Annotated in this window: 25 protein-coding genes; 14 read left to right on the top strand and 11 right to left on the bottom strand. The window is 71.3% G+C overall.

The window, feature by feature from the left end; translation table 11 throughout:
• Nucleotides 1–390: 390 nt before the first annotated feature.
• The 4 genes from FHG71_RS08985 to FHG71_RS08970 are packed head-to-tail and all read left to right on the top strand — an operon-like array spanning nt 391 to nt 4,743.
• Nucleotides 391–1,875, top strand: a complete 1,485-nt coding sequence (locus FHG71_RS08985) for a sugar ABC transporter ATP-binding protein (protein WP_246045397.1) — start codon at nt 391–393, stop codon at nt 1,873–1,875.
• 12 nt (nt 1,876–1,887) lie between these two features.
• Nucleotides 1,888–2,889 carry an ABC transporter permease gene (locus tag FHG71_RS08980; protein ID WP_139081295.1) on the top strand — a complete coding sequence of 334 codons (1,002 nt, stop codon included), beginning with the start codon at nt 1,888–1,890 and terminating at the stop codon, nt 2,887–2,889.
• Between the two features lie 53 nt (nt 2,890–2,942).
• Nucleotides 2,943–3,944 (top strand): substrate-binding domain-containing protein, encoded by a 1,002-nt coding sequence (locus FHG71_RS08975; protein WP_139081294.1) that lies wholly within the window; start codon nt 2,943–2,945, stop codon nt 3,942–3,944.
• A gap of 52 nt (nt 3,945–3,996) precedes the next feature.
• On the top strand, nt 3,997–4,743 hold the full coding sequence (locus tag FHG71_RS08970; protein WP_246045396.1) for a GolD/DthD family dehydrogenase: 747 nt from the start codon (nt 3,997–3,999) through the stop codon (nt 4,741–4,743).
• A gap of 71 nt (nt 4,744–4,814) precedes the next feature.
• Here FHG71_RS08970 and FHG71_RS08965 read toward each other — a convergent pair whose 3' ends face one another.
• The 4 genes from FHG71_RS08965 to FHG71_RS08950 all read right to left on the bottom strand — a co-directional run bounded on the left by FHG71_RS08965 (nt 4,815) and on the right by FHG71_RS08950 (nt 8,927).
• The gene (locus FHG71_RS08965) at nt 4,815–6,332 is read right to left on the bottom strand and encodes a tripartite tricarboxylate transporter permease (RefSeq protein ID WP_139081292.1); all 1,518 of its coding nucleotides are present in this window, start codon (nt 6,330–6,332) and stop codon (nt 4,815–4,817) included.
• 1 nt (nt 6,333) lies between these two features.
• On the bottom strand, nt 6,334–6,855 hold the full coding sequence (locus tag FHG71_RS08960) for a tripartite tricarboxylate transporter TctB family protein (RefSeq protein ID WP_139081291.1): 522 nt from the start codon (nt 6,853–6,855) through the stop codon (nt 6,334–6,336).
• On the bottom strand, nt 6,852–7,796 hold the full coding sequence (locus FHG71_RS08955) for a Bug family tripartite tricarboxylate transporter substrate binding protein (protein ID WP_139081290.1): 945 nt from the start codon (nt 7,794–7,796) through the stop codon (nt 6,852–6,854). Before FHG71_RS08955 ends, FHG71_RS08960 begins: the two co-directional genes overlap by 4 nt.
• Nucleotides 7,797–7,898: 102 nt before the next feature.
• Nucleotides 7,899–8,927: an ABC transporter substrate-binding protein gene (locus tag FHG71_RS08950; RefSeq protein ID WP_139081289.1), complete on the bottom strand. Its 1,029-nt coding sequence runs from the start codon at nt 8,925–8,927 to the stop codon at nt 7,899–7,901.
• Between the two features lie 79 nt (nt 8,928–9,006).
• On the opposite strand from FHG71_RS08950, the gene FHG71_RS08945 reads away from it, so the two are divergent.
• From FHG71_RS08945 to FHG71_RS08935, 3 genes are read left to right on the top strand one after another with little or no spacing between them, the layout of a single operon-like run.
• Nucleotides 9,007–9,681, top strand: a complete 675-nt coding sequence (locus tag FHG71_RS08945) for a response regulator transcription factor (protein ID WP_139081288.1) — start codon at nt 9,007–9,009, stop codon at nt 9,679–9,681.
• Nucleotides 9,678–11,063, top strand: coding sequence for a sensor histidine kinase (locus tag FHG71_RS08940; protein WP_139081287.1), 1,386 nt, complete (start codon nt 9,678–9,680; stop codon nt 11,061–11,063). Before FHG71_RS08945 ends, FHG71_RS08940 begins: the two co-directional genes overlap by 4 nt.
• A 57-nt stretch (nt 11,064–11,120) precedes the next feature.
• The gene (locus FHG71_RS08935; RefSeq protein ID WP_139081286.1) at nt 11,121–11,603 is read left to right on the top strand and encodes an HAD family hydrolase; all 483 of its coding nucleotides are present in this window, start codon (nt 11,121–11,123) and stop codon (nt 11,601–11,603) included.
• Between the two features lie 6 nt (nt 11,604–11,609).
• Here the strand turns inward: FHG71_RS08935 and FHG71_RS08930 are convergent, their stop codons facing one another.
• The 6 genes from FHG71_RS08930 to FHG71_RS08905 form a co-directional block, all read right to left on the bottom strand.
• Entirely contained in the window at nt 11,610–11,954 is a 345-nt protein-coding gene (locus FHG71_RS08930; protein WP_139081285.1) for a DUF2934 domain-containing protein, read from the bottom strand.
• A gap of 218 nt (nt 11,955–12,172) precedes the next feature.
• Nucleotides 12,173–13,525, bottom strand: coding sequence for an NAD(P)H-dependent oxidoreductase (locus FHG71_RS08925; protein ID WP_139081284.1), 1,353 nt, complete (start codon nt 13,523–13,525; stop codon nt 12,173–12,175).
• Between the two features lie 505 nt (nt 13,526–14,030).
• The gene (gene glnT / locus FHG71_RS08920) at nt 14,031–15,380 is read right to left on the bottom strand and encodes a type III glutamate--ammonia ligase (RefSeq protein ID WP_281281961.1); all 1,350 of its coding nucleotides are present in this window, start codon (nt 15,378–15,380) and stop codon (nt 14,031–14,033) included.
• A 69-nt stretch (nt 15,381–15,449) separates the two neighbouring features.
• Nucleotides 15,450–16,781 carry an FMN-binding glutamate synthase family protein gene (locus FHG71_RS08915; protein WP_139081282.1) on the bottom strand — a complete coding sequence of 444 codons (1,332 nt, stop codon included), beginning with the start codon at nt 16,779–16,781 and terminating at the stop codon, nt 15,450–15,452.
• A 9-nt stretch (nt 16,782–16,790) separates the two neighbouring features.
• Complete coding sequence (locus FHG71_RS08910; RefSeq protein ID WP_139081281.1) at nt 16,791–17,531, bottom strand: GltB/FmdC/FwdC-like GXGXG domain-containing protein; 741 nt, start codon at nt 17,529–17,531, stop codon at nt 16,791–16,793.
• A 33-nt stretch (nt 17,532–17,564) separates the two neighbouring features.
• Complete coding sequence (locus FHG71_RS08905; RefSeq protein WP_139081280.1) at nt 17,565–18,461, bottom strand: class II glutamine amidotransferase; 897 nt, start codon at nt 18,459–18,461, stop codon at nt 17,565–17,567.
• A 289-nt stretch (nt 18,462–18,750) separates the two neighbouring features.
• On the opposite strand from FHG71_RS08905, the gene FHG71_RS08900 reads away from it, so the two are divergent.
• The 6 genes from FHG71_RS08900 to FHG71_RS08880 are packed head-to-tail and all read left to right on the top strand — an operon-like array spanning nt 18,751 to nt 21,968.
• Nucleotides 18,751–19,008 (top strand): hypothetical protein, encoded by a 258-nt coding sequence (locus tag FHG71_RS08900; protein ID WP_139081279.1) that lies wholly within the window; start codon nt 18,751–18,753, stop codon nt 19,006–19,008.
• Between the two features lie 3 nt (nt 19,009–19,011).
• On the top strand, nt 19,012–19,392 hold the full coding sequence (locus tag FHG71_RS08895; RefSeq protein WP_139081278.1) for a hypothetical protein: 381 nt from the start codon (nt 19,012–19,014) through the stop codon (nt 19,390–19,392).
• 5 nt (nt 19,393–19,397) lie between these two features.
• Nucleotides 19,398–19,562 carry a hypothetical protein gene (locus FHG71_RS23500; protein ID WP_176559351.1) on the top strand — a complete coding sequence of 55 codons (165 nt, stop codon included), beginning with the start codon at nt 19,398–19,400 and terminating at the stop codon, nt 19,560–19,562.
• Nucleotides 19,562–20,974: an APC family permease gene (locus tag FHG71_RS08890; RefSeq protein WP_246045395.1), complete on the top strand. Its 1,413-nt coding sequence runs from the start codon at nt 19,562–19,564 to the stop codon at nt 20,972–20,974. The genes FHG71_RS23500 and FHG71_RS08890 overlap by 1 nt, the downstream gene beginning before the upstream one ends.
• Nucleotides 20,975–21,018: 44 nt before the next feature.
• Complete coding sequence (locus FHG71_RS08885) at nt 21,019–21,702, top strand: hypothetical protein (RefSeq protein ID WP_139081277.1); 684 nt, start codon at nt 21,019–21,021, stop codon at nt 21,700–21,702.
• Nucleotides 21,702–21,968: a hypothetical protein gene (locus tag FHG71_RS08880; protein ID WP_139081276.1), complete on the top strand. Its 267-nt coding sequence runs from the start codon at nt 21,702–21,704 to the stop codon at nt 21,966–21,968. The genes FHG71_RS08885 and FHG71_RS08880 overlap by 1 nt, the downstream gene beginning before the upstream one ends.
• Here the strand turns inward: FHG71_RS08880 and FHG71_RS08875 are convergent.
• Complete coding sequence (locus tag FHG71_RS08875) at nt 21,946–22,647, bottom strand: helix-turn-helix domain-containing protein (RefSeq protein ID WP_139081275.1); 702 nt, start codon at nt 22,645–22,647, stop codon at nt 21,946–21,948. The genes FHG71_RS08880 and FHG71_RS08875 overlap by 23 nt on opposite strands.
• A 128-nt stretch (nt 22,648–22,775) precedes the next feature.
• On the opposite strand from FHG71_RS08875, the gene FHG71_RS08870 reads away from it, so the two are divergent.
• Complete coding sequence (locus FHG71_RS08870) at nt 22,776–23,744, top strand: GlxA family transcriptional regulator (RefSeq protein ID WP_246045394.1); 969 nt, start codon at nt 22,776–22,778, stop codon at nt 23,742–23,744.
• Nucleotides 23,745–23,802: the final 58 nt, after the last annotated feature.

Genomic DNA, 23,802 nt, shown 5'->3' with positions numbered 1-23,802 from the left:
CCCCGGGCTATCCTTGGGCCGCAGCCGTTCCGCTGCTGTCGCGCGGGAACCCAAGTCTGGCCGGACCGGTCCCGCGCGGCATCCTGTCGGGCCCCGTCGCTTCCGGGGTCCCTCGCGCAGCAGAAGCGCCGCGCGACATCACGGCAACCCGCGGCCGACGTCGTCGCGCCCGCTTGCGGCCGGGTCGATCAGGAAACGGGCACGGGCCGACGTCCTGCCACAATTTTCGGCGCTCGCTGCACGGCCGCAGGCGCACCGGCCACTGGCCGCGCGTGTCCGGCTTCGGAGCGGGCTTCTTGAAGGATCGAACGAACAATCCATATGACGAACACGTGATCCGGGAACGCCCGCCCAAGACGGGCCGGACCCGGACCGCAGGGGAGGACCGGGGTGACAGCCGCGCTGTTCGAGGCGGAGGGCCTGAAGAAGTCGTTCGGCGGCGTCGCGGCGCTGCGCGACGGGCGGCTCCGGCTGATGCCGGGCTCGGTCCATGCGCTCTGCGGCGGCAACGGCGCGGGAAAGTCCACCTTCCTGTCCATCGTCATGGGCATCCAGGAGCGCGACGCCGGCACGATCCGGCTGGAGGGCCGCGAGGTGCGGTTCGCCTCGCCGCGCGAGGCGCTGGCCGCCGGCATCTCGATCATCGAGCAGGAGCTGAGCCCGATCCCGGCCATGACGGTGGCCGAGAACATCTTCCTGGGGCGCGAGCCGCTACGCGCCTTCGGCCGGGTGGACTTCGCCCACATGAACCGCGCGGCGCAGGAGCTTCTCGACCGGCTGGGCTTCGCCATCCCGCCCGACCGCATGATGATGGACCTGACGGTGGCGCAGGTGCAGCTCGTGGAGATCGCCAAGGCGCTGAGCCACGAGGCCCGCGTCATCATCATGGACGAGCCGACCTCCGCCCTGGGCGAGCACGAGGCCGACCAGCTCTTCGCCGCCGTGGCGCGGCTCAGGGCGGAAGGGAAGGGGATCATCTACGTCTCCCACCGCCTGTCCGAGATCTTCCGCATCGCGGACAGCTACACGGTCTTCCGCGACGGGGCCCATGTGGGCTCGGGCGCAATGGCCGACCTCACGCGCGAGGGGCTGATCCAGATGATCGTGGGCCGCCCGCTGGCCGAGGAGTTCGTCAAGGCCAACCGGCCCGGCGGGGAGGTGACGCTGGCCGTCGAGGGGCTGAGCCGGGCGCGGCTCCTGCGCGACGTGTCCTTCGCGGCGCATCGCGGCGAGATCCTGGCGCTCTACGGCCTGATGGGCGCGGGCCGGACCGAGATCCTGGAGGCGGTCTTCGGGCTGGCGGACGACGTGACCGGGGGCACGGTGCGGCTGCACGGGGCGCCCGTCCGCATCCGCTCCCCGCGCGAGGCCATCGCGCGGGGCCTCGCGCTCGTGACCGAGGACCGCAAGGGCTCGGGCCTCGTGCTGAGCCAGAGCGTGCGCGCCAACATCGCCATGGCGGGGCTGGAGGGGCTGTCGCTCGGCCCCGCGATGAGCGTGCGGCGCGAGAAGGAGGCTGCGCGACGCATGATCGAGATGTTCGGCATCCGCACGGCCTCGGACCAGCTCGACGTGTCGGGCCTCTCTGGCGGCAACCAGCAGAAGGTGGTGCTGGGCAAGTGGTTCCTGACCGAGCCGCGCATCCTGCTGCTCGACGAGCCCACGCGCGGCGTGGACGTGGGTGCCAAGCGCGAGATCTACCGCATCATGTCGGATTTCGCGGCGGGCGGCGGCACGGTGGTGATGGTGTCGTCGGAGATCGAGGAGGTCCTGGGCATGGCCGACCGGGTGGTGGTGATCCGTGATGGCCGGGTGGCGGGCGAGGTCGGGCGGGCCGAGGCCACGGCCGAGGCGCTCGTGCATCTGGCGGCGTAGGGAGGGACGGGGATGCAGGAACGGGTGGCGGCAGGGGGACCGGCGCTGAGGCGCGCGGACCCGCGCGACCTCGCGCGGCGTTACGGCATCCTGATCGCCTTCGCGGTGCTCTGCGTGGTGCTGGCGCTGGTGAACGACAACTTCCTGAGCACGCGCAACATCCTGAACGTCCTGCGGCAGACGGCGATCAACGGCATCCTCGCCATCGGCATGACCTTCGTGATCCTGGCGCGCGGCATCGACCTGTCGGTAGGATCGGTGGTGGCGCTGGCGGGCATCGTCGCGGCCTCGCTCGCCACCACCTCCTCGACGGCGATGGTGGCGGGGGGACCCTACCCGGCGGCGCTGGCGATCCTCGTGGGGTTGGCCGTGGGCGCGGCCTGCGGGGCGGTGAACGGCGCGATCGTGGCGCGCTTCAACGTGCCCTCCTTCGTGGTGACGCTGGCCATGCTGTCGGCGGCGCGGGGGCTCGCGCTCCTCTATGCCGAAGGGCGGCCCGTTCCGGCGCTGACCGAGGGCTTCCGCGCCATGGGCACGGGCAGCGTGCTGGGCGTTCCGATGCCGGTGGTGATCTTCGCGGGGGTGTTCCTGGTCGCGTGGTGGGTACTGAACCAGAGCCGCTTCGGCCGGCAGGTCTATGCGGTGGGAGGCAACCCGCACGCGGCGACGGTGTCGGGCATCTCGGTCCCCTTCGTGCGCCTGTCGGTCTTCGTGATCTCGGGGGCGCTGGCGGGGCTCGCGGGGATGATGCTGGCGGCCCGGACGGGCTCGGCCCTGACGCAGGCCGGCATCGCCTACGAACTGGACGCCATCGCGGCGGTGGTGATCGGGGGAACCTCGCTCGCCGGGGGCGTGGGGCGGGTGACGGGGACGCTGATCGGGGCGCTCCTGATCGGGGTGATGAACAACGGGCTCGATCTGATGGGGGTCGAATCCTACTACCAGCAGGTCATCAAGGGCGTCCTGATCGTGGCCGCCGTGATGCTGGACCAATCCCGCAGCAGACGGGACTGACCGCCTCTAGGGCGGCGCGAACGACCGACGACAACAAGGGAGGACGACGCACGATGACGAGACTTCTCAGCCTCAGCTCGGCCCTGGCGATGGCGGCCGGGATGGCGGCGGCGCAGGACGCCGAGCCCCTGCGGATCGGCGCGGCCGTCTACGGCCTCAACGCCGAGTTCATGCAGATCTGGTCTGCCGCCCTGGAGCAGCACCCCTCGGTGCAGGACGGCTCCGTCGAGGTCACGGTCTTCGACGGGCGCTACGACGCGCTCGTCCAGCAGGACCAGTTCGAAACCATGATCACCGAGGGCTACGACGCCATCATCTTCGTGCCGATCGACATCGAGGCCGGGGCCGCCGCCGTGCAGGCCGCCGCCGACGCGGGCATCCCGGTGATCGGGTCCAACACGCGGGTGAACTCGGACCTCCTCACCGCCTATGTGGGCTCGAACGACGTCGAGTCGGGCCGGATGGAGGCCGAGTATGTCCTGGGCCAGATCGGCTGCGAGGAGGGCGGCAACGTCGTCATCCTCGAAGGTCCCATCGGCCAGTCGGCGCAGATCCAGCGGCTCGAAGGCAACCAGGAGGCCTTGGCCGCCTGCCCGAACGTGACGGTGCTGGAGCAGCAGACCGCTAACTGGAGCCGCGCCGAGGCGCAGACCCTGATGGAGAACTGGCTCACCACCCACGGCGACACCATCGACGGCGTGATCGGCCAGAACGACGAGATGGCCCTGGGCGCCATCGAGGCGATCAAGGGCGCGGGCCTGAACGTGTCGGACTTCGCCATCGCGGGGATCGACGGGATCACCGACGCGCTCAACGCCGTGAAGGCGGGTGAGATGCAGTCGATCCTGCAGGACGCCAACGCCCAGGCGCAGGGCGCGCTCGACCTCGCCATCTTCCACGCCTCGGGGATGCCCGAGGGCTGGGAGCCCCAGTCCGAGATCTGGGCGCAGTATCCCGACATGCCGTGGAATGACGGCGCGGACAAGGAATACAACGTGCCATGGACGCCGGTGACGGCCGAGAACGTGGACGCGCTGCTCGCCACGCGGCAGTGAGCCATCGGGGTCGGGCCATCGGGCCCGGCCCCTGTCATGCGAGGGAACGATCTTGGACCTGAACTTCGGACTTGAGGGCAGGGTGGCCCTCGTCACCGGCGCGGCCTCGGGGATCGGCGCGGCCATCGCCGAGGCCTATGCCGCGAAGGGTGCGCGCGTGGCCGTGGTGGACATGAACATGGAGGCGGCGCAGGCCCGCGCCGCAGGGCTGTCGGGCGCAAAGTCCTTCGCCTGCGACGTGACCGACGCAGGCAGCGTCGAGGCGGCGGTGGCGCAGGTGGCGCAGGCGATGGGCCGCATCGACATCCTGGTGAACTCGGCCGGGATCGTGGACCTCGCCCCCGCCGAGGAGATCAGCCTGCGGTCCTGGCAGCGCACGCTGGACGTGAACCTGACGGGCAGCTTCCTGATGGCGCAGGCCGTGGGGCGCATGATGATCGCGCAGGGCGGCGGCAAGATCGTCAACCTCGCCTCGCAGGCCGGGTCCGTCGCCATCGAGGGGCACGTGGCCTACTGCGCCTCCAAGTTCGCCGTGATCGGCATGACCAGGACGCTGGCGCTGGAATGGGGCCGCCACGGGATCTGCGTGAACTCCATCTCGCCCACGGTGGTGCTGACGGAGCTGGGCCGCAAGGCCTGGGATGGGCCGAAGGGCGACGCCATGAAGGCGCTGATCCCCACGGGCCGCTTCGCCGAGCCCGAGGAGATCGCCGCGGCGGCCGTGTTCCTGGCCTCCTCCGGCGCGGACATGATCAACGGCGCGGACCTGCTCGTGGACGGCGGCTACACCGTGAGGTGAGAGGCCGCCCGCTCCCCCGGACGTCGCGCCGGGGGAGGGGCGGTGGCCCGAGGGGAGGGCCGCCGCCCCGTTCAGTCCTCGTTGCCCGCCAGATGCGCCAGCACCTCGCCCTGGCCGCGCGCCCGCAGGATCATCGGCACCACCAGCGCCAGGAGCGCGAGCCCCAGGAGCACCGCCGCCACCGGCGACTGCACCAGCGTGAGCGGATCGCCCTGCGCGATGGCCAGCGCCCGGCGAAGCTGCTGCTCGGCCATGGGTCCCAGGATCATGCCCACGACCACCGGCGCGATGGGATAGGACCAGAGCCGCAGCAGGTAGCCCATCACCCCGAAGACGAGAAGCTGCCCCAGCTCCACCGCCGAGGGATTGGCCCCCATCGTGCCCATGGTCGCGAAGACGAGGATGCCCGCATAGAGCCAGGGCGTCGGGATCGTCAGGAGGCGCACCCAAAGCCCGATCAGCGGCAGGTTCAGCACCACCAGCATGACGTTGGCGATCAGCAGCGCCGCGATCAGCCCCCAGACCAGCGAGGCGTTGGTGACGAACAGGAGCGGCCCGGGCTGGAGCCCGAACTGCTGGAACCCCGCCAGCATGATCGCCGCCGTCGCCGTCGTGGGCAGGCCCAGCGTCAGCAGCGGCACCAGCGTCCCGGCGGCGGCGGCGTTGTTGGCGGCCTCGGGGCCGGCGACGCCCTCGATCGCGCCGTGGCCGAACTCCTCGGGGTGCTTCGTCGCCCGCCGCTCGGCGGCGTAGCTCAGGAAGGACGCGATGTCGGCGCCCCCGGCGGGCATGGCGCCGATCGGGAAGCCGATGAAGGTGCCCCGCAGCCAGGCCTTCCACGACCGCGCCCAGTCGGCGCCGGTCATCCAGATCGAGCCCTTGATCGCCAGCACGCCGCTGTCGTCGCGGTGCCGCTGCCCGGCCACGAACAGCGCCTCGCCGATGGCGAACATGGCGACCGCCAGCGTCGTGACCTCGATCCCGTCGAGAAGCTGCGGCACGCCGAACGACAGCCGCGCCTGCCCGGTGAGCCCGTCGATCCCGACGAGCGCCAACGCGAGGCCGAGGAAGAGCGAGGTGAGCCCCTTGCGGGCCGAGTCGCCGAAGGCGGCCGAGACGGTGACGAAGGCCAGCACCATCAGCGCAAAGTATTCGCGCGGCCCGAAGACGAGCGCGAGCTTGACCACCGAGGGCGCGAGGAACGCGAGGAGCAGCGTGGCGATGAGCCCCGCCACGAAGGAGCCGATGGCGGCGGTGGCCAGCGCGGGTCCCCCCCGGCCGGCCCGGGCCATCTTGTTGCCTTCGAGCGCGGTGACGATGGAGGCGCTCTCGCCCGGCGTGTTCAGCAGGATCGACGTCGTCGAGCCCCCGTACATGCCGCCGTAGTAGATGCCCGCGAACATGATGAGCGAGCCCGCCGGATCGAGCCCGTAGGTCACCGGCAGCAGCAGCGCGACGGTCAGCGCCGGTCCGATGCCCGGCAGCACGCCTACGGCCGTGCCGAGCGTCACGCCGATGAGCGAATAGAAAAGGATCATGGGGTCCGCGGCGACGGCGAACCCGTTCAGAAGCTGTTCGAACGCGCCCATGTCAGACCCCGAAGACGAGCCGCTCGAGCGGGCCTGCGGGCAGGCTCAGTTCGAGGAGCATGGCGAAGACGGCGAAGACCGCCAGCGCGAAGACGATGCCGATGGGCAGCGTGATCCAGAGCTTGCGCCGGCCGAAGGCGGCGGCGGTGCAGGCGAAGAGGATGCCCCCCGCGATCGAGAAGCCCGCCGAGCGGAAGAGGAGGAGCTGGAGCCCCAGCCCGCCGACGATCCACAGGATGGGCGGCAGGTCCTGCGCCGGCGCGGGCTCGGCCGGAGCCTTGAACGCATCCCAGGCGGCCCAGGCGGCCAAGAGCGCGAGCCCCAGCCCGATGAGGCGCGGCGTGTCGGCGGGACCGATCCCTGCATAGCCGCCCGTCGAGGGGATGCGCGCGGCGTCCCAGAACAGCACGGCCGAAAGGGCGGCGAGCCCCACCGCCACGATCAGCCCCACGCGGTCCACCCGGCGCGGAGATGGCGCCGCCCCAGGGGGGCGGCGCGCGTCGTGATCCGGTGTTCCGGTCATTGCACCAGGCCGATGTCCCGCAGGACGGTCTCGGTGGTGGCGATCTCCTCCTGAAGCTGGGCCTCGAACTCCTCGCCCGCGAGGTAGGTGTCGGTCCAGCCGCGGTCGGCCAGCGCCTGCTGCCAGCCCTCGGAGGTCACCAGGGCCTCGATGTCGGCCTCGATGGCGGCCTTCTGCTCCTCGGTGATCCCGGGGGCGGCGGCGACCATGCGCCAGTTCTCGACCACCATGTCGTAGCCGGCCTCCTGCAGCGTGGGCGCGTCCACGCCCTCGATGCGCTCGGGCGAGGACACGGCGAGGATGCGCAGCGTGCCGGCCTCGGCCTGCTCGCGGAACTCGCCCAGGGACGAGATGCCCGCCGTTACTTGGCTGCCCAGGATCGCCGCCAGCGCCTCGCCGCCGCCCGAGAAGGCGACGTAGTTGATCAGCGTCGGGTCCACGCCCGCCGCCTTGGCGAGAAGGCCCACGGCGATGTGGTCCGTGCCGCCCGCCGAGCCGCCGGCCCAGCTCACCGAGCCCGGTTCGGCCTTGAGCTGCTCGACGAGCTGCTCGATCGTCTGGATCTCGGAGGAGGCCGGGACGACGATGGCCTCGTATTCGCCGGTCAGCCGCGCGATGGGCGTGATGTCGGCCAGCGACACCGGCGACTGGTTGGTCAGGATCGCGCCCACCATCACGTAGCCGCCGACGATGAGCTGGTTCGGGTCGCCCGCCGCCTGGGACGCGAACTGCGCCAGCCCCACGGTGCCGCCCGCGCCGGGGACGTTCTGGACCTGCACGCTGTCCGAGATGCCCTCGGCCTGAAGGACCTCCTGCATGGTGCGGGCGGTCTGGTCCCAGCCGCCTCCGGGGTTGGCCGGAGCCAAGATCGTGTAGTCGGCAGCCTGGGCATGGGCGGCCAGGGCGCCCGCCGCGAGGGCGGCCAGCACGATGGTCTTCATTCGGTTCTCCTCCCATCGGGTCCACCCTCCCGGCGGACCTCTCCGGGGACCCCCATGACAGCGGAACCTGTCATCAAGCTGACATGAGCCGCGGCCCGGCGCTCATTTTCCGGCCAGCGCCGCCCGCCAGCGCTCGATCATCCCGTCGCGCCGCGAGCGGTCGAGATAGGCGAGAAGCCCCGGGCTCACCGGCACGGGCCGGAGCCGCGCGCCCAGCGCCTCGCGCATGGCCGCCGTGTCGGCGTGGCCCGCGACCTCCAGCGACACGGCCGGCAGGCGCAGCCGGTCGGCAAGCACCTCCTGCCCCTCGGGCGACATGAGCCAGGCCAGGAAGGCCGTCCCCAGATCGGGCGAGCGCGCCGCGCGCGGCACCAGCGCCACCCGCGAGGCGACCACCACGTAGTCGCGCGGCACCACGATCCCCAGGTCGGGCCGCTCGCGCGCGAGGTCGGCGGCGTAGGAGCCCAGCACGTTGTAGCCCAGCCGGAGCCGCCCGTCCGCCACCCGCTCCAGCACCTCGCGCGTCGTGGGAAAGGTCTCGACCCCCGCGCGCCCCATGGCCCCCAGAAGCGGCCAGATGTCCCGGAAATGCTCGGCGTCGCGGGCGAGCAGCAGGTAGCCCACCCCCGCCCGCTCCACGTCGTAGGTGCCGATCCCGGCGGGGGCCGCCTGCGCCTTCAGCCACGCCAGCAGCGCCCCGCGCGAATCCGGCGGGCCCTCGGGAAAGCTCGGGCGGTGATAGACGATCACCGCGGGCTCGAAGGTCAGGGCATAGGCCGTGTCGCGCCAGTTGGCCCAGGCGGGCCAGCCGTCCGTCGCGGGCGTGACTGCCTCCTGCGCGTAGCCGTCGTTGGCGAGCTTCACCTGAAGGTCCATGGCCGAGGAGAAGGCGAGGTCGGCGGTCCCCCGGCCGGCCTCGGTCTCGCGCACGATGCGGTCGTGGATCTCGCCCGTGAGCAGCGTCTCGGCCCGCACGGCCACGCCGGGGTGGCGGGCCTGGAACCCCTCCACGAGCGGCGCGCCCAGCGCTTCGTCGAGCGACCAGTAGACGACCAGCTCCGCCGCTGGGGGCGTGACCTCGGCGCGCAGCGGGCCGCAAAGGAGGAGGAGAAGGCCGAGGAGGAGCCGCATGGGCCATCCTAGCCCGCGCGGGGGCCCGTTCACAACGCCGCGCCCGCGCCCTAGTCTGCGACGGGGAAGGGGAGGGCCGATGCGCATCCTGCTCGTGGAGGACAATCCGGGCCTCGCCGAGGCGATCGGCTCGCTCCTGAGCGGGGCGGGCCATGCCGTCGACACGGTGGGCGACGGCCTGGCCGCCGAGGCGCTGACGCGGGCCGAGCGCTTCGACCTCGTGATCCTCGACCTCGGGCTGCCCGAGATGGACGGCCTGTCGGTCCTGCGCGCGCTCCGCGCCCGGCGGGACGACGCGGCCGTGCTGATCCTGACGGCGCGCGGCGCGCCCGAGGAGCGGGTCCGGGGCCTCGACCTCGGGGCCGACGACTACCTCGTGAAGCCCTTCGACGCGGGGGAGCTCGAGGCGCGCGTTCGGTCGCTCCTGCGCCGCCGCGCCGGCATCCGCGCCGCCGAGGTGCGGCTGGGCGAGATCACCTTCGACCTCGCGCGCCGCCGCGTCCTGGCCGAGGGCAAGCCGCTCGACCTGCCCGCGCGGGAACTCGCGCTCTTCGAGCTTCTGGTGATGCGGCAGGGGCAGGTCGTGACCAAGGAGGCGATCCAGCAGGCGCTCACCCCGCTCGACGAGCTGCTCAGCGACAATGCCGTCGAGCAGTACGCCAGCCGCCTGCGCCGCCGCCTCGCCCCCCATGGCCTTGCCCTGCGCACGGCGCGGGGGATCGGCTACTTCCTCGAACCGACGGACGAGGCATGAGCGCGACGCGCGACGGCGGGTCGCTGCGTCGGCGGCTCTTGGGCTGGCTTCTCGTCGCCACCGCGCTCCTGGGGGTGCTGGCGCTGCTCGACACCTGGCGCGAGGCCCTCCGCACGGCGGCGGCCGTATCGGACCGGGTGCTCGCGGGCTCGGCGCTCGCCATCGCCGAGCGGGTCTTCGTGGACCTCGACGGGGCGCTCGTGGCCGAGGTCCCCTATTCGGCGCTGGAGATGCTGGCCTCGACCGCGCAGGACCGCGTCTTCTACCGGGTGGACGGGCCGGGGGGCGCCAGCATCACCGGCTATTCCGACCTGCCGGTGGTGCCCGGCCCCGCCGAGGGGGCGGCCTTCGCCGACGCGACCTATGCGGGCGAACCCGTCCGCCTCGCCACGCTCCGGCGCGAGGCGCTGACGGGCGTGGACGCCATCCCCTTCGCCGTCACCGTGGCCGAGACGACGCGGGCGCGGCGCGAACTGGCCCGCGCGATCCTCTGGCGCTCGGCGCTGCGCCTGGGCGGCATGATCGCGGGGGCGGCGCTGGTGGTCTGGCTGGCCGTGACCCGCGCCCTGCGCCCGCTCGACGGGCTGTCGCGGGCGCTGGCCGCCCGCGCGCCGGGGGACCTGTCGCCGCTGCGGGACGAGGCCCCGCAGGAGGTGCGCGGCCTCGTGGAGGCGGTGAACGGCGTCATGGCCCGGCTCGGGACCACCATCGAGGCCCTGCGCAACTTCACCGGCAACGCCGGCCACCAGATCCGCACGCCGCTGGCTGTGGTTCGCGCGCAGGTGGCGCTCGCCGCCCGCGCCGGGCGCCCCGACGAGGCGGCCCATGCCCTGACCCGCGCCGACGCCGCCCTGGCCGAGGCCGAGCGGGTGCTGGCGCAGCTTCTGCTGCTCGCGCGCGTGGACGCGGCCGGGGCCGGGCCGCCGCCCGAGGCGGTGGACCTCGGCGCCCTGGCGCGGGACCTCACGGCCGAGCTGGTGCCTCGCGCCGCCCGCGCCGGCATCGACCTGGGCTTCGAGGCCGGGGCCGCGCCGCTGCGGGTCCGCGCCGAGCCCACGCTCCTGCGCGAGATGCTGCGCAACCTCGTGGAGAACGCCATCGCCTATGCGGGCCGGGGCGCGGTGGTGACGGTGCGCGTGGCCCGCGCGGGCGCCCAGGCGCGGGTCGAGGTGGAGGACGACGGCCCCGGCCTGCCGCCCGGTTTGGCCCAGACGGCGCTGCGCCGCTTCGCCCGCGGGCGCGAGGAGGGGCCGCCCGGCCTGGGCCTGGGCCTGCCCATCGTGGACGAGATCGCGCGCCGCTTCGGCGGGCATCTGGATCTCGGGCCGGGGCGGGGCGGGCGGGGCCTGAGGGCGGTCGTCACCCTGGCCGAGGCCGCCTGAGCGGGATCGCCCGCGCCGCTCGGCCGTTGTGCCACGGGACACAGACGGAGGACCGGAATGCCCAAGCTCTTTCTCGACTGCGACGGGGTGCTGGCCGACTTCGACGCCTATGCCACCGAGATCCTGGGCCTCCCCCCGCGCGAGTTCGAGGCGCGTCACGGCCGCAAGGCCTTCTGGTCGCGCATCGCGGGGCACGAGGACTTCTTCTTCAAGCTGCCGCTGATGCCCGACGCGCGCGAGTTGTGGTCGGCGGTCGAGCACCTGCATCCGGTGATCCTGACGGGGACGCCGCTGGGCACCTGGGCCGCGCCGCAGAAGATGCGCTGGGCGGCCCGGCACTTCCCGCAGGCGCGCATGATCACCACCATGGCGCGCGCCAAGCGCGAGCACATGGAGGCGCCCGGCGACGTGCTGGTGGACGACACGCTGAAGTACCGCCCCCTCTGGGAGGAGGCGGGCGGCGTCTTCGTTCCTCACCGCAGCGCCCGCGAAAGCCTGGCGGCGCTGCGGGCGCTGGGCTTCGACCTGCGCGAGGGCTGACGCGCCTCAGCGGCCCCGGTCCGCAACGTCGCCGCTCGGCTCGTTCGCCGTCGAGCCGCCGCCCGTGCCGAGGCTGCCCACCGAGGCCCCAGGTCCGCCGCCAGGGCTCACGCCCCCCGGCTGGAGCCCGCTCGCCAGCCCCGAGGCGCCACCCATGGTCCCGCCCGTGGCGGCGTCGCCCGTGCCCTCGAAGGTTTCCGCGATGCCCCGGTCGGGGTCGATGGCCTCCTCGCGGTCGATCTCGGCAGCCGCTTGCCGCCAATGCTCCTCGTGGCGACCCTCGGGCTGGCCCTCCGCCTGCCAGAGCGCGTGCGCCCTCTCGCGGATGCGCTGTTCGCGGTCCTGGTCCATGCTCCCCTCCGTTGCGGCCCGGCCGCCCGGGCATCGCGCACCGAACCCTCGACGGTCCCACGGGTTCCCCGCGCCCTCGTGTCCGATCACGGAAGCGTCGCGCAGGCCGACGCCTTCCGTCCGCACCGGCCGATGCCGCAGATCGCGGCGGCCCGGACCGCAGGATCAGGTCGCCGGGGTCCGGCCTCGCGACGTCGCCCGCAACCTGTCGGGCGTCCTCATGCGGGCTCGGGGGAGCTGGCCTGCCAGGCGCTGGTCAGGCCCAGCATGGCGTCCTGCTGGGCGCGCAGGCTGGCGATTCGGCTGGTGGGGGGCACCTGGGCGTTGCGGGCGGTGATGAGCGCGCCCTTGGGGATGGGGGCGGTGACCACCGCGCCCTGCAGGAGCCCGCAGGGGATGGCCCGCGCGGCCTGCGCCTCGGGCGCGGTCATGATCCAGGAGCGGTAGGTGTATTCCCCGATCTGGTCGAGCCGCTCGCCCGGCACCAGGTCGCGCTTGGCGACGGCGGTCACCTCGGCCACGGGCCGGGGCAGGGGCACCATGTCGGCCTGGCCGTAAAGCACCGCGCGCGCGCAGCTGAGCGGCACCTCGAGCGAGGTCAGGTGGAAGGGGCGCAGGAAGGTGAAGTAGGGCCCTTCGCCCATCTTCAGGTCCTCCATGCGCTCGCGGATGCGCGGGTGCTCCATCTCGGCCACCACGAACACGCCCGGCGCCACGCCCTGGCCCACCGAGTAGTCGACGCGCCCCACATCCGACAGCACGCCTCCCGCGGAGGTCGGCACCAGCACCTTGGAGAGCTCCTCGCGGGTGGCAGCCGGGCCGTGCATCCCCGGCTTGTCCGGGATGAGCCCCGTGGCATTGGCGATGGCCGCCATCTCCACCATGGTCTTGGAGCCGTCCACGAACTCCACCAGCATGCGCGGGTTCATGCTCCGCCGCCGCGCCTCCGCCTCGTAGGCGTCGGGGGTGGCGTCGAGGTTGAGCGGGTTGTTCTTGCCCTTGCCGGCCGCCACAACCCGGTGCCCCATGGCGGTGACGAACTCGATGAGCTCCATGCAGGAGGAGGGCTCGTCGCCCGCGCCAAGGGAATAGACCACCCCCAGCCGCTGGGCCTGCGTCGCCAGATAGGCGCCGATCGTGACGTCGGCCTCCACGTTCATCATCACGAGGTGCTTGCCCGCCTCCATGGCCCGCAGCCCGATCTCGGCCCCCGCCGCCGGCACTCCCGTGGCGTCCACCACCACATCGATCAGGCCCGAGCCCAGAAGCGCCTCCACGTCCGAGGTCACCGCGATCGCGCCCGCCTCGACGGCGGCGTTGAGCGCGTCCGCCGTGCCCGCCTCCCGCACCCGCTCCTCGCTGCCGTAGGCGATGGCCACCGCCTGCCGGGCGTTGGCCGGGGTCCGGACGCAGATGCCGCCGACCTCGACGCCCGGCATGTGGGCCACGCGGCTCACGATGTCGGTCCCCATCTCGCCCGCCCCCACCAGCCCGATGCGCACGGGGCGCCCCGCCTCCGCCCGCGCCGCGAGGTCCCGCGCCAGTCCCGTCAGCGCAACATTCGTAGGCATGGATGGTCCTCCTTGGCGATCCGCCGTCCCGCAGGGCCGCCGACGAGGCGGCCGGTTCCGGGCTCTCGGAGGTGCTCCTAGGTCGGCTGGCCGGCCTTGACAATCGCAGGCGCGATCCGCGGCGGCGGGCGGGCGCCGGAACGAACCCCTTTCCCGCCCGCGACGGGCGCTCGCCAAGGCCTCCGGCGGCCTCGCCGGGCGGTCTCCGGACCGGTGATCCGCCTGCGCAGAGGACCAATCGCGGCGCCGGCTTCCGGCCAGCGCGGGGGTGTTGCGCCGAACGCCCCACCACCGCGCGGTGCTGTCAGGTTTCGTTAACCCTCGGGGGGCACAGTGGCGAGGACGAACCGCCCCAGGAGACCGCTCCGTGACCCAGACCGCCCCTCAGGGGACCTCCGCCGCCCCTTCTGCCGGCGCTTCGCGACCGCGCTGTCCGGGTCGGGGCATCCCCGCGAGCCGCGCCCCGGCGGGCCGGTCGCGGGCGGCAGGGACCGGTCCCGGCGTGTCAGATGTCGATCGTGTTCTGCCGCTCCCACTCCGAGAAATGGGCGCAGTAGGCGTTCCACTCGTCGGTCTTGAGCTTCACGTAGGCCTTGCTGAACTCCTCGCCCATCATGGAGCAGAGCGTCTTGTCCTTCTCGTAGGCGCGCAGCGCGTCGAGAAGGTTCAGGGGCAGCTTCGGCGCGTTCTTCACCTTGTAGCCGTGGGCGTACATGTCGATGTCGTGGCGCGGCCCCGGATCGGCCTTGGTCCGCACGCCATCAAGGCCCGCGGCCAGGATCACCGCCTGCATCAGGTAGGGGTTCGCCGCCCCGTCGGGCAGGCGCAGCTCGAACCGTCCCGGCCCCGGCACGCGCACCATGTGCGTGCGGTTGTTGCCGGTCCAGGTCACGGTGTTCGGCGCCCAGGTCGCGCCCGAGGTCGTGCGCGGCGCGTTGATGCGCTTGTAGCTGTTCACCGTCGGGTTGGTGATCGCCGCCAACGCCGAGGCGTGCTTCATGATGCCGCCCAGGAAGTGCCGCCCCTGGTCCGACAGCCCCAGCTCCTTGCCGTCGTCCGCGAAGGCGTTCTTCCGGCCGTCGAGGTCCCAGACCGAGATATGGGCATGGCAGCCCGAGCCGGTGAGGCCCTGGAACGGCTTGGGCATGAAGGTCGCGCGCAGCCCGTGCTTCTCGGCGATGCTCTTCATCATGAACTTGAAGAAGCTGTGCTTGTCGGCCGTGCGCAGGACGTCGTCGTACTTCCAGTTCATCTCGAACTGGCCGATCGCGTCCTCGTGGTCGTTCTGGTAGGCCTCCCAGCCGAGGCTCAGCATGTAGTCGCAGACCTCGGCGATGACGTCATAGCGCCGCATCACCGCCTGCTGGTCGTAGCAGGGCTTCACCGCTGTATCGAGCGGGTCCGAGCACTGCTTGCCGTCGGCCGTGAGGATGAAGAACTCGGGCTCCACGCCCGTCTTGACGCGCAGGCCCTCCTTGGCGGCCTCGTGGATCAGGCGTCGCAGGACGTTGCGGGGGGCCTGCTCGACCAGGGCGCCCTCCATGGTCGCGGTCGCCGCGACCCAGGCCACCTCGGGCTTCCAGGGCAGCTGGATGACCGAGGAGGGGTCGGGGATCGCCATGAGGTCGGCATGCGCCGGCGTGAGGTCCAGCCAGGTCGCGAAGCCCGCGAAGCCCGCCCCTTCCACCGCCATGTCCGAGATCGCCTGCGCGGGCACGAGCTTGGCGCGCTGGCCCCCGAACAGGTCCGTGTAGGAGATCATGAAGTACTTGACGCCATTCGCCCGCGCGAACTCGGCGAGGTCGTGGACTTGGGCTTGGGCCTCCCACGGGCCCCGATGCAAATCCTGAAACACCATTGGACTCCCTGTCTTTCGCATGTCGCGGGCCCCGGTTCGTCCCGGGGCTCCGCCAAAGAGCTTACATCAGAACGGCCCGCCCGAGCGTCCGGGGATCCAGCTCGTCCCCGCGAGCGGCACGCCCGCCATCGCCGCCGCCTCGATCGTGAGCGCGCAAAGATCCTCGGGCTCGAGATTGTGCACGTGGCTCTTGCCGCAGGCGCGCGCGATGGTCTGCGCCTCGAGCGTCATCACCTTGAGGTAGTTCTTGAGTCGCCGGCCCCCGAGCACCGGGTCGAAGCGCCCGAAAAGCTCCGGGTCCTGCGTGGTGATGCCGGCGGGGTCCTTGCCCTCGTGCCAGTCGTCATAGGCCCCGGCGGTGGTGCCGAGCTTGCGGTATTCCTCTTCGTACACGGGATCGTTGTCGCCCAGCGCCACCAGCGCCGCCGAGCCGATGGCCACCGCGTCCGCGCCCAGCGCCAGCGCCTTGGCCACGTCCGCGCCCGACCGGATCCCGCCCGAGACGATGAGCTGCACCTCGCGATGCATGCCGAGGTCCTGCAGCGCCTTCACCGCCTGCGGGATGCAGGCCAGCGTCGGCATGCCGACGTGCTCGATGAAGACGTCCTGCGTCGCCGCCGTCCCGCCCTGCATCCCGTCGACCACGACCACGTCCGCCCCCGCCTTCACCGCCAGGGCCGTATCGTAGTAGGGCCGCGCGCCGCCGACCTTCACATAGATGGGCTTTTCCCAGTCGGTGATCTCGCGCAGTTCGAGGATCTTGATCTCCAGGTCGTCCGGCCCCGTCCAGTCGGGGTGGCGGCAGGCCGAGCGCTGGTCGATCCCCTTGGGGAGGTTCCGCATCTCGGCCACGCGGTCGCTGATCTTCTGGCCCAGCAGCATCCCGCCTCCGCCGGGCTTGGCGCCCTGGCCCACCACGACCTCGATGGCGTCCGCGCGGCGCAGGTCGTCGGGGTTCATGCCGTAGCGGCTGGGAAGGTACTGATAGACCAGCGTCTTGGAATGCCCGCGCTCCTCCTCGGTCATGCCGCCGTCGCCGGTGGTGGTCGAGGTGCCGGCCTCGGTCGCGCCACGGCCCAGGGCCTCCTTGGCGGGGCCCGAGAGCGCGCCGAAGCTCATGCCAGCGATGGTGATCGGGATGTCGAGGTGGATGGGCTTCTTGGCATGGCGGGTGCCGAGCCAGACGTCGGTCGAGCATTTCTCGCGGTAGCCTTCCAGCGGGTAGCGCGAGATGGAGGCCCCGAGGAACAGCAGGTCGTCGAAGTGCGGCAGCTTCCGCTTCGATCCGCCGCCGCGGATGTCGTAGATGCCGGTGGCGGCCGCGCGCCGGATCTCGGCATTGGCGTCGTTCGAGAAGGTCCAGGATTGCCGCGGGGGGGTGCGGGGGAACTCGGTCACGGGCGGGCCTCAGTAGGACGACGCGTTGTCGATGTTGAAGGTGTAAAGCTTGCGGGCCGAGCCGTAACGGCGGAACTCCTCCGGCCGGGCCTTCCCGTCCGCGAGGCCCCGGCGCAGGAGCGCCTCGAGATGCTCGTAGTGCTCGGGCCGCATCTCCTTCTCGATGCAGTCCGCGCCCAGGGATTTCACCTGGCCGCGCACGTAGATCCTGGCCTCGTAGAGCGAGTCGCCCAGCGCCTCGCCCGCGTCGCCCAGCACCACGAGGCTGCCCGACTGCGCCATGAAGGCCGACATGTGGCCGATGTTGCCATGCACCACGATGTCGATCCCCTTCATGGAGATGCCGCAGCGCGAGGAAGCGTTGCCCTTGATGACGAGAAGCCCGCCGCGCCCGGTGGCGCCGGCGTATTGCGAGGCGTCGCCTTCCACGATGACGGTGCCGGACATCATGTTCTCGGCCGTGCCTGGGCCCGCGGAGCCGTCGATGCGGATCGTGGCCTGCTTGTTCATCCCGGCGCAGTAGTAACCCGTCGTCCCCCGCACGGTGATGTCGAGCGGGGCGTCCACGCCGACGGCGATGGCGTGGGCGCCCTTGGTGTTGACGATCTCCCAGACGGTCTCGTTCGTCGGGTTGCGCCGGAAGTCGTGCAGCGCCTGGTTCAGCGCGCGCAGCCCATGGGCGGTCAGGTCGAAGACCTTGACCCCTTCGCGATCGGCGGCGGTCAGTTCGGCGGTGGCGGTGTGCAGCATCGCATGTCCCTGAAGGTGAGGGGGCAGGGCCCCTCAGCGTTCCCAGAAGTAGACGGTGGCGGGCTCGGGCTCCCAGACGCGGGCGGTCTCGATCCCTGGCAGGCCGACCATGGCACGGTATTCCGATCCGAAGGCAACGTACTGGTCGGTCTCGGCCATCACGGCGGGCTTGCAGGCGATGGGGTCGCGCACCACGCCGAAGCCGTTCCTGGTGCCCACCACGAAGGTGAAGAAGCCGTCGAGGTCCTGGAGCGTTCCCTCCATCGCCTGCCCGAGTCCCGCGCCGTCCGCGATCTTGTGGCTCAAGTAGGCGGCCGCGACCTCGGTGTCGTTCTCGGTCTCGAAGGTCATGCCGGCGCGCTTCAGCGTCCGTCGCACGGCGTTGTGGTTCGACAGCGACCCGTTGTGCACGAGGCACTGGTCCGGGCCGGTGGAGAAGGGGTGGGCGCCCATGGTCGTCACCGCCGACTCGGTCGCCATCCGGGTGTGGCCGATGCCGTGGGTGCCGGACATGCGCGCGATCTCGAAGCGGGCGGCCACGTCCTTGGGCAGGCCCACCTCCTTGTAGATCTCGATCCCCTCGCCCGCGCTCATGAGCTTGAGGCCGGGGCGGAGGGTCCGCACGACATCGCGCGCGACCTCGAGCCGGTCCTCGTCGACCTCGAGCACCGCATGGGTGTCCTTGACCTCGATCCCGACCTTGCCGCCGATCTCCTTCTTGAGATCGCGGTCGAGGCCGTCAAAGTCGGCGCCCGGGTTCGCGGACTGCACGGTCAGCTTGGCGCGGCCCTTCCGGGGGCGGCCATAGACCGCGATCCCGGCGCTGTCCGGGCCGCGGTCGGTCATGGTGATGAGCATGTCGGCCAGCATCTCGCCGAGATGCGGCTCGAGCTTGGGGTCCTTCAGGAACAGGCCCACGATCCCGCACATGGTCACGATCTCCTTTGCATCGTCGGGGCCAGCCTAGCACCGGGTTTTCCGTCGCTCAACCTAGATGAAACTTTTTTCACCTTGGGGCAAGGGTGCCGAGCCTTGGGCCTCGTCCGCGTTCCGGGCCTTTGCGGATCGCCTAAAGACAGGGCAGCGAGCCATGGTCTCTGCTTGACAGACGGGCAGCCCCGGCTTCTCCTCAAAGGAAAAAAAGTTGACCGGCACGATCCGGTCGCACCAACAGGAGGAGGACTCACCCTTGCCGTCAACGGACTCCCGCATCCCATCCATGCATCGACGCGACACCGCCGCCGCCTGGGCCTTCGTGCTGGGCCTCTGGTTCGCCATCCTCTTCGTGCTCTGGGCGACCTGGGATATCGCGCCCAGCGCGACCGCGCGGACCCTGCTGCTGGTCGGCGGCGTGGCGGTGCTGGTCTTCAACACCGCCGCGATCATCGCCATGCTCGCCCATTACCGCGAGGACCGCGACTTCATCTACGGGCTCGACCTCAAGTTCCTCGACGCCCTCCGCAGCGGGAGGGGCTGAGCCATGGCCCGCTACCGCCCCCCCGCGCAGTCGAAACTCGGACAGATCGTGGACGTGATCGTCCTTCTCGCGCTCACCTTCGGCGCGCTCTACCTGCCGCTCTACATGGGCCTCGCCGGCCGCACCGCCTCGCCCAGCCCGCAGGAGAACCCGACCTGGGAAAGCCTCGGCCAGAACGAGGCGATGGTCGAACGATGGAACGCGCTCGGCTACGCCGACCCGACGGCGGCGCAGGACATCATCACCTCGCGCTTCGACTATTCGTTCGGCGCGCTGAGCCTCATCGTGATGGTCGTCGTGGTCGTCGGCTACTTCGTCCTGATGTTCCGCCTGAGCGATCGCGAGTACCGCGAAGTCATCGCCGAGAAGTTCGGACGGGAGTGAGCGCCATGGATGTCTGGACTTTCCTGGAAGTCGCGGCTTGGGCGCTCTCGGCGCTCTTCGCCGTCCTCATCATCGCCGACTGGATCCGCATCGACTCGACCTACGACGAGGACGTCCTGACCTCCTCGCGCGAGGGCGAGATCGAGGCCCTCACCGAGGAGCACCGCTGATGGCGCAGACCGACATCGCCTCTCCCGTCGCGGACGGAATGGTGCACGCCACCAAGGTTGGCCTCGTCCGCGTCCTCGGCCCCGCCCATGTCTGGGCGCTGGGCGTGGGCATCGTCCTCGTGGGCGAGTACATGGGCTGGAACTTCGCGGTGGGGAAGGGCGGGGCCTACGCCGCGCTCATCGCCTGCTGGTTCGCGGGGCTCCTCTACTCCTGCGTGGCCATGATCGACTCCGAGGTGACCTCGACGGTCGCCGCGGCCGGGGGCCAGTACACGCAGGCCAAGCACATCGTCGGGCCGCTCATGGCCTTCAACGTGGGCCTCTACCTTGTCTTCGCCTACACGATGCTCGAGGCAGCGAACGCCCTGACCGTCGGCTTCCTGATGGAGACGGTGGCCGCCATGGCCGGGCACGAGGGGCTGAACCCGCAGCCTTTCATCGTGCTCTCCATCCTCTTCCTCGCCTGGCTCAACTACCGGGGCGTGCTCGCGACGCTGAACTTCAGCCTCGTCATCACCGCCGTGGCCTTCGTGGCGATCCTGATCCTCTTCCTCGGCACCGCGCCCTGGTCCGACGCTACGCCGTTGCGTCACGCGGAGCTTATGACCGACCTGCCCTATGGCTGGCTCGGCGTGCTCGCGGCCATGCATTTCGGCCTCTGGTACTATCTCGGCATCGAGGGCACCTGCCAAGCGGCCGAGGAGGTGCGCTCGCCCGCCCGCTCGCTGCCTTTCGGGACGCTCGCGGGGATCATGACGCTGGTGATCGCGGCGACGCTCACCTGGTACGTCTGCGTGGGCCTCATGCCCTGGGAGTATCTGGGCCAGTCGGGCGTGCCGCTCTTCGACGCGGCGCGGATGACGGGCTCGACGGCGCTCCTCGTGCTGCTCGGCGTGGGGACGCTCTTCGCGACCCTCGCCTCCGCCAACGGCTGCATCAACGACGCGAGCCGCGCCTGGTTCTCCATGGGCCGCGACCATTACCTGCCCGCGTGGTTCGGCGCGGTGCACCCGGTCTACCGGACGCCCTACCGCTCGATCATCTTCCTCGTACCCATCGCACTCGTCTTCGCGCTGGGGGCGCCGCTCGATCAGGTGGTGACCTTCTCGATCCTCTCGGGGCTGCTGGGCTATACCTTCATGCCCTTCAACATGATCATGTTCCGCCGCAAGTGGCCGCTGGGCTCGATCAAGCGGGGCTACGTCCACCCGATGCACCCGGTCCCAGCGATCGTGCTGATCCTGCTCTGCGCGGTGACCTTCTTCGCGGTGTTCCTGGGTTACGGCACCCAGCTCATCGCGATGGTGGTGTTCTACATCGTGGCCTCGCTCTGGTTCCACCTGCGCCGCTACCGATACGTAAAGCGCGCCGACCAGTTCACGATGCCCTGGCCCAAGCCGCAGGGCTACTGAGGCGGGCCCCTTCGGGGGCCCGTCCACCCGTGCCGGAGACTGACATGGCCGAGCCTCGCGTCCTCCTCGCGCTCCTTGCTTTGGGGCTGCTCCTGGTCTGGCAGGCCCGGCGCCTGTCCCGTGCCGCCGCCGTCCGGCGAGCCATGCGAGCCGGGTACCTGGACGCGGTTCTTCCCCTGCTGGCCTCGCCGGCCGCGCGTCTGGAGCCCTACGGCTTTCCGCGCGTTACCGGGTTCCGGGGCGGTGCGCCGTTCGAGGTGCGGGTAGTGCCCGACACGCTCGCCACCCGAAAACTCCCGGCGCTCTGGCTGCTCGTCACGCTGCCCGAGCCGATGCCGCTGGCCTGGACCTGGCATCTGATGCTGCGTCCGCGCGGGGGAGAGACCTTCTCGGCCTTCGACCGCCTGCCACGCCAGCTTGCGCCTGTACCAGACCTGCCCGCCGACAGCGCGGTCCGCACCGACGCCGCCGAAGGCACGCCGCCCGGGCTGCTGGCCGAGGTCGTCGCCCGCCTGGGCGAGGACCGCTTGAAGGAGGTGATCCTCTCGCCCAAGGGCCTCCGCCTCACCTGGCTGGCGGAGGAGGCGCCGCGCACCCGCTATCTCGTCTTCCGCGACGCCGAGATGGGGGCGACCCCGTTTGACCCCTCCGAACTCGCGCCGCTCCTTGAAGCACTCCTCGATTTCCGCGCGGCTCTCGCGCCCCAACCGGAACGTCTCAGCGCCTGATGCCCCTGTCGCCTCACCTCGTCCTCGTTGTCGCGCTCGTGCTCCCGGGCATGGGCCAAGTCCTGAACCGCCAACCCGTGCGGGGGCTGATCTTCGCCTTCTTCGCGCTGCTGCTCGGGACCTTCACCTTCGTCACCGCCGACCCCGGGGTGTCCTGGGTGGGACGTCTCGCGGGCGGGATCTTCGTCCATCTGATGGCCGTTCTGGACGCCTATCGCGTGGCGCGCCTCCGGACCGGGACGATCAGGGCTGCGGGTACGAGATGACCGACAGGTAACGGGCAGGCAGCCTGTTGAGCACCTCGGGCCCGTGCCGCGCGTCCGCGTCGAAGAGGAGCGAGTCCCCGGGGCGCAGATGGAAGAGCTGGTCCCCGTGCCGGTAGGTAACCTCGCCTTCCAGCATGTAGAGAAGCTCGATCCCGTCATGCTGGAACGTCGGGAAGACGTCCGATTCCTCGGTGAGCGTGATGACGTAAGGCTCCACCACCACGCCCGAGGCATTGGCCCCGATATGCCCCAGAAGGTGATACTGGTGCCCCGCCCGCGTGCCGCGCCGCTCGATCTCCAGATGCTCGCCTGCCTTGACGTGCTGGACTTCCCGCTTCTCCTCGTAACCCCGGAAGAAGGCGGTGATCGGGGCCGAGAAGGCGTGCGCCAGCGCCTGCAGCGTCGCGAGCGAGGGCGAGGTCATCCCGTTCTCGATCTTGGACAGCATGCCGATGGACAGCCCCGTCGCCTGCGCGAGATCCGCCACGGTCATTCCCTGTGCGCGGCGAAAGGCCCGCACCTCGCGCCCGATCGCCGTCTCCAGGTTGCGCTCCGCGAGATCCCGCACCCGGTGGGGGTCCTGGCTGAAGGCGGGCTTGCCCCTGGGCCGGTCGGGCGAGGGCGCTCCGCTGTGCGCGGCGCGGACGGCGTCCTCGGTCCCGTCGAAATCTTCAGGCATGGCGCGCGGGTTCCTTCTGTCCTATGGTGTTTCCTACCGTGAAACATGTCGCCACTCAAACCCAAACCGGCCGATCAACTGAAACCGCCCTGCGCTCCTGGGGGTTCCTGCTGTTCCCGGGCTTCCCCATGGCCTGCCTGACCTCGGCCGTCGAGCCCCTGCGCGCCGCCAACGAGATCACCGGCCGGCCGGACTTCGCCTGGACGCTCGTCGGGGAGAAGCCCGGCCCGGTACGCTCCTCGGCCGCCGTGCGGTTCGACGCGGACCTTACGCTCGCGCAGGCGGCCGAGGTCCCGGCGCGGCTCGACGCCCTGATCTGCCTGTCTCCACCCGACGCGCGCTTCGCCGACCCGCGTCGAGGGGGCGCGGCCCTGCGGCTCCTTGCGCGTCATGGCGTGACCCTGGGCGGCTTCTCGGGCGGGGTCTTCCCGCTCATGCGGGCACAGGCCATGGGCGCGCATCGACCCTCCGTCCACTGGTGCTACGAGGCCGCTTGGGCAGGCGAGTTCCCGGACGCCGCCACCTCGCGCGCCGCCATCGAGCGGGCCGCGGGCCGCATCACCGTCTCGGGCGCGGGGGCGGTCTTCGACCTCATGCTCCGCGTCATCGAGGAACGGGGCGGGCGGGCGCTGATGACCGAGGTGGCCTGCTGGTTCCAGCATCCCTTCGTGCGCGACGAGAACGCGCCACAGGCCACACCAGTCGCAAGTGCGGGCGGAACCGAAGCCATGTTGCCCCGCCCACTGCGCGAGGCGCTGAGGCTCATGGCCTCGCACATCGAGGACCCGCTTGCCATTGCCGATGTCGCGCGGGAACTGGGCCTGTCCGAGCGTACGCTCGAGCGCGCCTTCAAAGCCGCAATCGGGGAGACTCCCTTGCGCTACTATCGCCGCATGCGTCTCGAGCGCGGGCGCCAGCGCGTGCTCTACTCCACCGACACGGTGACCGAGATCGCCCGATCGGTGGGTTATTCCACCTCCACCGACTTTGCTCGCCATTATGCGGAGGCCTTTGGCGTCCACCCCGCCGACGAGCGCCGCCGGCTTGCGGGGCTCAGGGGGCTGGCGGGCAGCGTGCCTCCGGCGGCGCTGGGGTGAGAGGCGACCCCCCGGCTTTCAGCCATCATCATGGGACAGCCGACCATGGAGCGTGGCG

Source organism: Rubellimicrobium roseum, from assembly GCF_006152145.1.
Lineage (GTDB): Bacteria > Pseudomonadota > Alphaproteobacteria > Rhodobacterales > Rhodobacteraceae > Rubellimicrobium > Rubellimicrobium roseum.
The sequence above is the reverse complement of the archived record's forward strand: the minus strand, read 5'-3'. Positions and strand labels throughout refer to the sequence as shown.